At 39.8% G+C, this 9,395-nt stretch carries 7 protein-coding genes; 2 read left to right on the top strand and 5 right to left on the bottom strand.

All coding sequences use genetic code 11. From position 1 onward, the window contains the following. The 5 genes from HMO_RS0112275 to HMO_RS0112300 form a co-directional block, all read right to left on the bottom strand. Positions 1-939: an FkbM family methyltransferase gene (locus tag HMO_RS0112275; protein ID WP_010304059.1), complete on the bottom strand. Its 939-nt coding sequence runs from the start codon at positions 937-939 to the stop codon at positions 1-3. Continuing rightward, positions 936-2,102 (bottom strand): DegT/DnrJ/EryC1/StrS family aminotransferase, encoded by a 1,167-nt coding sequence (locus HMO_RS0112280; protein WP_010304060.1) that lies wholly within the window; start codon positions 2,100-2,102, stop codon positions 936-938. The genes HMO_RS0112275 and HMO_RS0112280 overlap by 4 nt, the downstream gene beginning before the upstream one ends. Next, entirely contained in the window at positions 2,068-3,651 is a 1,584-nt protein-coding gene (locus HMO_RS0112285; protein WP_010304061.1) for a Gfo/Idh/MocA family oxidoreductase, read from the bottom strand. Before HMO_RS0112285 ends, HMO_RS0112280 begins: the two co-directional genes overlap by 35 nt. 104 nt (positions 3,652-3,755) lie before the next feature. After that, on the bottom strand, positions 3,756-4,271 hold the full coding sequence (gene nusG / locus HMO_RS0112295; protein WP_010304062.1) for a transcription termination/antitermination protein NusG: 516 nt from the start codon (positions 4,269-4,271) through the stop codon (positions 3,756-3,758). After that, positions 4,268-4,846, bottom strand: a complete 579-nt coding sequence (locus HMO_RS0112300) for a winged helix-turn-helix transcriptional regulator (protein WP_010304063.1) — start codon at positions 4,844-4,846, stop codon at positions 4,268-4,270. Before HMO_RS0112300 ends, nusG begins: the two co-directional genes overlap by 4 nt. Positions 4,847-5,434: 588 nt before the next feature. Between HMO_RS0112300 and HMO_RS0112310 the strand changes: the two genes are divergently transcribed. After that, a complete protein-coding gene (locus tag HMO_RS0112310; RefSeq protein WP_010304064.1) occupies positions 5,435-7,102 on the top strand; it encodes an SEL1-like repeat protein in 1,668 nt (555 codons plus the stop codon). Positions 7,103-7,511: 409 nt separating this feature from the next. Beyond that, a complete protein-coding gene (locus HMO_RS0112320; RefSeq protein WP_010304065.1) occupies positions 7,512-9,332 on the top strand; it encodes a GNAT family N-acetyltransferase in 1,821 nt (606 codons plus the stop codon). Positions 9,333-9,395 lie beyond the last annotated feature (63 nt).

Here is a 9,395-nt window from a genome sequence, read left to right on the forward strand (position 1 = left end):
TTATGACTTTTTCAAATTATTGCTGTTTTTTGGTAAACATAATATATCTCCACTCCATTCTGAATTTTTAAGTATTTCTTCAGAAAGTGGCCTCAATACGTCGTAAAGATCACTAACAACTTCATAGAAGATGTAACCTTCCATAAAATCAAGGCACTCTTTTAAAGTCATCCTTGCTCTTGAAAGCCAAACAGGATCGTACTCAAATAAAATAATAGGCTTAAATGTTTCGATAGAACGTACTCCTCCCTGAATAGCTCTACCATCAAACCCTTCAATATCAATCTTTATGAAGTCTATTCTCTTAATCTTTTGTTGCTTTACGAATTCATCTATAGTGGTAATTTCTACCTGATGCTCAACAAATTCAACACCTTCCATATATTCTTCTTTGGGTTTTGCCAGCGAAGATAAACCACTGAGATTATTGGCACCTACTCCGCTTAGTGAGCCGGTACCAAATAAGGGCGAGTATAAAGTACCTTTAGAAGTTTTATTACTTATGGCCTTTGAAATAACAGATATATTAGAAATATTGTTAAGGAGAATATTTCTTCTCAATTTATTTAATGCTATCTCATTAATTTCGAAGGAATAGACATGCCCATCTTTTCCAACCATTCTAGACAAAGGAATGGAGGTTAAGCCTTGATTCGCACCAATGTCAAATACAATGCTATCCTTTTGAATATATAATTCAAAAAGCTGGAGCAAATGATCTGCGTAAGCACCATACATGTATACATTCCATCCCATCCATTCAGTAGTATCTATATCATAGAGACCGTATTTTCCTCTTCTTATACCCTTATATAAAACTTCCTTTTTTTTAAAAGAGTAGAGTCTATCAGCGAGGTAATTTAGGTTTTTAGAATAGTATCCTTTATTAAAGGGGGGCTTTGGCAAAAACTTCCTTATTACCTTTTTCAAAATATTCATTTCAATAACTCTGAGATTTGAGAATTAATATATTCCTGGCTTCTTTTATCAACATATCCACTCATTGGCAAACTCATGACCTTCTCAGCCAAAGCTTCACATACCGGTAGAGCCCCCCCAGTGGCGGTAGGATAATGTTTATAAGCAGTCTGCTGATGAAGCGGCTTTACATAGTAAACCATAGTAGGAATATTCACTTCTTTTAGCTCAGCCATGAGTTTAGCACGATCTTTATGCTTTGGAAGGCGTATTGTATACTGTGCCCAAGCAGACGTAGCGCCGTCTAGAACATATGGAACTTGAACTATTTCTTTTAATGCTTCATTGTAATGATTAGCTGTTCTCTGGCGGGCAAGCAATTCATCTGGAAAAACCTTCAATTTTTCTAATAATATTGCGGCTTGTATTGTATCAAGGCGTCCATTCATTCCAATTCTGATATTGTCGTATTTGTCTGAACCTTGGCCATGAACGCGCAAAGATTTCATAATTTGAGCAAGATTGTCGTCATTGGTAAAGATTGCTCCGCCATCACCATAACATCCTAAGGGCTTAGCAGGAAAGAAGCTAGTAGTAGAGATATGACCAATATTGCCAACTTTGCGCCCCCTATAGGAGGCCCCAAAGCTCTGCGCACCATCAGCCATGATCCACAGTCTATGCTCTTCAGCAATAGATTGAATGACATCATAATCTGCTGGTTGACCAAATAGGTCAACCGGAATAATTCCTACTGGATTCAACCCTAATTCTTTAGCTCTATGAATTCCTTGCTCTAAGCTCTGCGGATCCATATTATAAGTGTTCTCTAAGGAATCAATAAAGATAGGAGTTGCTCCCACCCAAGCCACCACCTCTGCAGTAGCAGCGAAGGTAAAGCTTGGAAGAAATATTGCATCGCCTGGTCCTACATTCTGAGCCATTAACCCAAGGCCCAGCGCATCAGTTCCATTTGCGCAAGAAATAGCATGTTTTACGCCACAAAAGCTTGCAAGTTCTTTTTCGAGCTCATAAACTTCTGGCCCCATGATGAAAACACCATGATCTAAGACCCGTTTTATAGCAGCATCAATTTCCGGGCGAATTCGTTCTAATTGGCTTTTCAGATCAATGAACTGTATACTTTCTTTATAATTTTTCTGTTGTTTTAATGGTTCTATCATCTGCTTCTACCTCAACTAAATTACTCTCAATAATTTGATAGCGACGCCCTTCGCGCGGGCAAATCAAATCTTCCCCTAACTTTTCGCCTGCATGACTGACCCAACCTATCTGCTTTGCAGGATTACCTACCATTACTGCATGAGGCTTTACGTCCTTTGTGATAACAGCGCCTGCACCAATTAAGCTATAGGCCCCCAGTTTGTTACCACATACGATAGTGGCATTAGCTCCAATTGTCACTCCACTTTCAACATAGGTTGGTCGGAATTCATCTTTCCGCTCCACTTCAGCTCTGGGATTATGAACATTAGTAAAAACGCAAGATGGTCCACAAAAAACACCGTCTCCTAGGATCACACCTTTATAAAGGCTAACATTATTCTGGATTTTACACCGGTTACCAACAGTAACATCGGGACCTATCATCACGTTTTGGCCGATAACACAATCTTCTCCAATTTGTGTGCCTTTAATAATGTGAGAAAAATGCCAGATCTTTGTGCCTTGACCTATGGTACATCCACTATCAACGATCGCTGTCTCATGAGCGAAATATGGAAGGACTTCGCTACTTAAGGTGATGCTTGTATGAGAGTGGAGAGATTGCTGAGCAGCATCTAATACTTGCAAAACTCGAAGGCCTTCTTCAGCGTCAGTACGGGGTCTAAGATTGCTTGTAATAGAATCTATAAAATGCTGACATTCAACTCTCAAAGGTTCCGAGATTTCCAAGGGGACATACACTACATCCGCTTTTTCTGGTTGAGGCAAACCATCTACCCACATGACTTGATGGGGAAACAGTTTTAGCTTTTCTCCCCATGGTAGACCATCATCAAAAACAGCCATTCCCCGATCTCCTACCACCACAAGTTTCTGTTCCTTATAAGGGTGAAGCCAAGATACAAAGATATGCGCTTGGATACCATTCCTAAAAGACATATGGGTTGTGGTTACGTCTTGAATACGAGGATTAAGATGGCAAGCTCCTGTCGCATAAACCTTTTCAGGAAGGTCTCCTGCTAAACCTAGAATCATGGAAACATCATGAGGTGCAAAACTCCAAAGAATATTCTCTTCATTACGAAATTTGCCCAAGTTTAAGCGATTAGAGTAAATGTACTGAAGACGCCCGAGAGTTCCCTTGGCAATCAATTTTCTCAACTCTAGGAAGGCAGGATGATACTGCAATAAATGCCCGACCATAACCTTGCGATCGACCTGAATAGCTAGTTGGCAGAGCTTTTTTGCTTCTTCAATCTTTAAAGAAAGAGGCTTTTCCACAAAAACATGTTTCCCTGCCTGAAGAGCTTTCCAGGTTAGGTCAAAATGCTGCGCCGCGGGTGCAGCAATAACTACCCCATCACAGTCACTTTTTAAAATCTGCTCTAGACTTTGGGAAGGGACATGATATGTCTGAGACATTTTCTCTGCAAGTTTGGGAGTTGCATCACATATTGCCTGTAAAGCTCCCAGTTCTGCAAAGTTGCGAACTAAGTTTTTACCCCAATAGCCGCATCCAATTACTGAAATTTTGATTTTACTCATTTTTTTCTACCATAGCTACCGCAGTCCGGGTGAAAATTTCACCAAGATTACAGGAAAGATTGCATTCCGCTTTTAAAGCGCTCTTATACTTTAAAAACTCATAATTACGCTGCTTCAACAGCGTAGATGGGAAAAGATGCTTTCATTTCTCTTCCCAAGAAGTTCAGTAACAGCTGAACACGACTCTTATCATCCAAAGCTTCATAAAAGGCAACGTGATCCTTAAATATCCCCTCAAGAATGCGGATCCTTTCCCCTCTAATAAAAGAGATAAGGCTAGAGGCTGGCACTACCGCTTCGCTAAGTTCTTGTGCCCTTAATTCTTTTATCACACAAAGGGGCACCGAGGCTGGATTCGTACTATCACTCATGAGCAAATGAGAGATACCTCTTGTACCATTTATACTACGCCATTGGCTAGATTTTAAATCTATTCCTATAAAAATATAGCGCGGAAAAAGAGGAGCTAACACTTCTTCAACTTTACGAGCATGACGACGCGTTTTTTTAAATTGAGGCAGGTATACCTTATAACCTTGCTCTAAGAGATGCTGTTGAGCTAGTCGCTCTTTGAACGGTTGCGTATAAGCAACACACCAGGTAACTTCTGGCTCCCTCATGGTATCACCTTTGAAATATGAAGTAGCCTAAGTGTCAGTAGTTGATGATAGTCAACCTTGTTCTTAATAATTTCATAAGTTCTCTGAGGATTTGCAACATCGGTAATTAAAATTGCATCATATTTTTTTAGATCAGCGGTGTTATTAGTAATTTCTACCTGAATACCTGTTCCAAGTGCTACAAGCTTGGCAATATCGGCTAAGTCACCCTCTCCCACAAGCCCAATATAGTGCCATCCTTGAATATGGCAGAGTTTGAAAGCTTCCTCACACTGTGACCTTGCATCTCTAAAAAATGCCATTGATCGCGCCAAATAGTCTTTAACCATATGACTTTTCTCTCTAAAACCATCTGGCGTTAGAAAATAGGTGATTCTGCGGGGCGAGATCTGAGAAACACGTACCCACCCTTTATTAACGCAACGCTTTAAATACTGATTCATTAATCCTAGCGCAATTCCAAGCTCGCTCGCCAAACCTCTTTGAGTAAAGGAGGGATTGCGCTCAATTTCACTCAAAAGGTGCACCATTACTTTCTGCTCAGTGTGTTGACGAGTATCTTGAAAAGCAGCCATGGTTGCTTAAAACTCCAGAGATTTAAAAGGCATCAACCTTGTTCACGAACAGAACTTAAAACAATCTTAAAATATAGTCAAGCGTCTTCCACAAAATCCTCCCCCCTTTTATACTCAATACATGCTTAGGTTTTTGATCAGGACAGAGGATATAAAAAGTGAGGTACCTAAAAAACGGCTTAGTATTGTATTTCCTTACTTTGTGAAGCCAAGGTGGGCTCTGAGAGTGGTACTCCCTTCTCTTCTTCAACTTAAAGAAGGCAGACTTATTTAAAAAGGTAACTACACTTTGTTATCATTAAGAGCTCTTCGATAAATTTATTTTCTTACTTTGCAATTAAAGAATTTGAGCTTAAGCCACTTTAATGAATAGCCTAAGCACTTAAAATATAAATTACCCTCTGCTGAGAGAACAAAAGTCAGATTATTCTGCTTCCCCCTTTTCTCCCGCATTGTTGGAACAATTGTAAATTATGGCCAAATTTTTATGCCCAATTTCTCTTGCTATAGTTAGTAGCCATGGTAATTTCAAGCGGGACATGATTTATCAATGATTAAACAGGTAGGATAATAAGGAGGTATTTAATAGTGAGAAAAATTTTAAGAATTTTAGCATTACCTTTATTAGGGCTATGCATGTTTTCACCCTTATCATCAGCAAACGATTATCTCTCTGAAATGCCCCCGGAGATGATGTGTCGTATAAGTGCAGAATTATATTTACAAGATATTTGTAGTTTAGAGCTTGTTTGCCATAAACTTGCCTCTATTTTACAAGAATCTTATCAGTATAAAGCCATTTTAAGAGATTATACCCCTGCGAATCCGCTCGATTCCCCCCCTCTCTTAACGTCAAAAAAAGCATTTCTTTATTATAAAGAACATAGTTCTGAATTTCGCTATCACTTAGGTACATTATGGAAATTCTATTTTCCAGCTAGCCCGGCTCTAGATTTTGGCTTAACTTATTATTGGGGCAGCCACTTAAGTTCTAATGACTTAAGGAAAATTAGAGCGACTTACCTATCTAAGCATATTGGGGAGGTGTTTGAGCGTCTAAAAGAAAGTCATCCCCATAATCCTATCTCGTCTGAAGTCGAGAAAGAAGCATTGTCAGCCATGTCAAAATCTCCAGTGATAACGTTAAAGGAAATCAGAGAACGCATTGAGAGGGCAACCATGATGCGTCGCGGAGAAGGATTGCCTAATCCAGACTATATTACGGCACGAGAGGAATATACAGCTATAAGTGCCTTAAAACTAAATTTAGAACCCGAAGCGGAAGCAGAAGTATATTGGCAATTAGCAGAGATGGATCGCCGGGGTGAAGGCATTAATGCTCCTGATTGGGGAGCTGCTCGGCTCGGATACTTAAGGATATTGCGATCGCCTGGGGCTGATTCAGGAAAGAAAGTGCTTGCTTTAACAACGCTGGCTGAAATGGATTATCAGGGGCATGGTCTTTGCCGTCCTGATTATACTGCGGCCCGAGATAAGGCTTTGACAGCTCTGGCGATTCCTAACGCTTTACCAGAGGAAGTAGTAAAAGAAGCCAGAGAGCTATTAGCTAAACTGGATCAACATCAAACAAGGATCAGAGATGTAGAAGATTTATATACTAAAGACCGAGAGCATTATATCTGGGTTATCAATTCTTCGAGTGCGTTACCCGAGGCCAAGATTATGGCTCAATTTAAATTAGCTGAAATGGATTATTATGGGCAGGGTATTGAAGCGCCCGATTATGCTGCAGCCCGTCAAGGATACAGGTGTGTGATAGCTTTACCTTTTGTTGGTGGAAATTTACAAAAGATAAACGCCCAGTTCAAATTAGCTAAGATGGATTATTATGGGGAGGGTATTGAAATGCCAGACTATCTATCTGCTAGAGAGGGCTGTACTATCATGCTTAATTCATCATTTGATTTACCTGAAGAAAAAATAATGGCTCAGTTTCTTTTAGCTGAAATGGATTACCATGGGGACAAGATTGGAGCACCCAATTATACGGATGCATATGCTAGTTATAAAGACGTAATTAATTCATCTCATACTCCTGATTTAATAAGAGTTTGTGCGCAATTGAAGCTTGCTCAAATGTATCATTATGGACAAGGTATTCCTCGCCCAAATTACGCTGAAGCTTGTGACATATATAGAGCTGTTATTAATTCTTCCCAAGCAAGTGCCCCAATACGGGAGACAGCTCGAAAAGAATTAGTATTGGCCGATATTTTAAGGATTAGAAAGAATTAGTTGGGCATCAATTAGAATGGAATAGTATGGCCTGAGTCACTGAGGAGGATCTCTCAGTTTAAAGCTGCCCTTAAGCATAAGAGATAACGAAGATACTCTGGTCATATAGAACTTTTCTAGACTGCCTCGCTCGATTACCTACGTAGTCTACACAGTTATGCAAAGGGATTATTTTGATCCTCTGAAGGAATTTAATTTTGTCGAATTGTTTTCTATAAGTGATTTAAAGGATAATCCGAGGTCCCCAAACCATGAGCCTTTCAAATAGGCTGCAACAGAATTGGATTGGTTTGAGGTAAAGTAATTGCCAAAACTGATGATTTCAGCGATTGCATTTAATCTAGAGAGCCATTTTAATAGCCTAAATTACGCAGAATTTTGCAATGTTTAAAAGACAAGAGATATAGCCATGGCCATCAGACTCCTTGAATCACCAGATACACAACAATTAGAGGCGTATTTATCTCCTCATAAATCAGAATGCATGTTTATTTGTAGCAACCTTAAGGCAGCTGGGGTCGAATACCAAGGTGCCGATTTTCAAGGTGAGTATTTCGGACATTTTAGTGATTCTTTAGAACAGTTGGATGGTGTTATTGTTCACTATTGGAATGGCAATGTTATGATGCATGCATCAGACCAAACAATCCTAGAGCAGCTTGTTATACACCTGAGAAACAAGACAAAGCGTCCTATAGCAGGCGTTCTGGGGCCGAATGTCCAAGCAGAGTATGTGATCGAAAAGCTAGGGTTATCCCATGCAAACTTCAGTATTAACCGTAATGAAGGATTATACGGAATTGATCTAGATACATTGAATGACCTGGATATCCCAAATAATCTCGACATTGTTAGCACAAAAGAGGTTTCGAAAGATTTATTGATAAAATGGATGAAAAGCTATGATATTGAGGCGTTAGGCGCATCGAATGATGGTGATCTTGAAAAGCAGGTTGAAGAACATTGGAACAGGCGCCTTCAAAAGAATGATAGCTGGGTTTTGTTATCAGATGGGACCCCTGTATCTCTTAGTGCCTTCAATGCGCGGCTTACAGACATGGTGCAAGTTGGGCCTGTTTGGACGCCACCAGAGCATCGCAATAAAGGCTTTGCCAGGTTATTGCTAAAGTATACGTTAACCCAAGAAAAAAGAAATGGAACGAGAAAGGCCATATTGTTTACAGATAATCCAGCAGCAATAAAGGCTTACCAAGCTATAGGTTTTGCAAAGATTGGCGATTATCGTTTAGCGTTATTGGAGAAACCAATAAATTTACAAGAAAAGATTAAAAACATAGAAGTTGTCCCTTATGACTCCCATTGGCCTCATATTTTTGAAATAGAGGCTGCGCTTATCAGCCAAGCTTTGGGTGATAATTGTTTGGAGGTTCACCATATTGGGTCAACATCAGTACCTGGTCTTAGCGCTAAGCCTAAAATTGACATCATTGCTGTGGTGAAAAGTGGAAATGCGTCTATAGAGTCTCTAGAAAAGGCAGGTTTTACCTATAAAGGTGAGTGGAATATCCCCTTTCAATTTGGCTTTACAAAACGTGGGGAACACAAAGTCAATTTGCATGTTTTTGAAGGGAACCACCCTGAAATTGATTTGAATTTGATGTTCAGAGATTATTTGAGATCCCACCCCCAAGTCCGTGATGACTATGCTCACCTGAAGCAAGATCTTTTAAAAGATCAATCATCCTTTATGAGAGAGAACCCTCGTTTTGCAAATTACACACTCCGCAAAGGTGATTTTATTAGAAGCGTTTTGAAAGAAGCTAATTTTAATCGGATGCGTATTCTCAAATGCAGCGATAATACGGAATGGACTGCCGCGAAGCATTTCCGTGATACATATTTCTTTGGTCCATACAGCATTGAAGATCCCTACACATGGACTTTTCATCATCCTGAACATGCCCATTTAGCTTTATACCAAGGAGCAGAGATTATTGGTTATGCCCATATTCAATTTTGGCCTGAGGCTAGAGCAGCCATAAGGATTATAGCCGTTGATGAGAATAAGCGGGGTCAAAATATGGGAAGTCAATTTTTGGCTTTAACCGAAAAATGGTTGAAGAATTTGGGTATCAAAAGCATTCATGCCGAATCAAGGGCAACGAGTTTAGGGTTTTATCGCAAAAATGGCTATATCTATATGCCATTTAATGACCCAGAGTCCCATGAACATGACCCCAATGATATTCCAGTAGGTAAAGTATTGTGATTGCTCTTGAAATGATCTAGTCCGACCTGCTGAAGAGCCATGCCATAAGATCACAGCTGGCTT

The sequence above is a fragment of the Candidatus Odyssella thessalonicensis L13 genome, from assembly GCF_000190415.1.
Taxonomy (GTDB): Bacteria; Pseudomonadota; Alphaproteobacteria; order Paracaedibacterales; family Paracaedibacteraceae; genus Paracaedibacter; species Paracaedibacter thessalonicensis.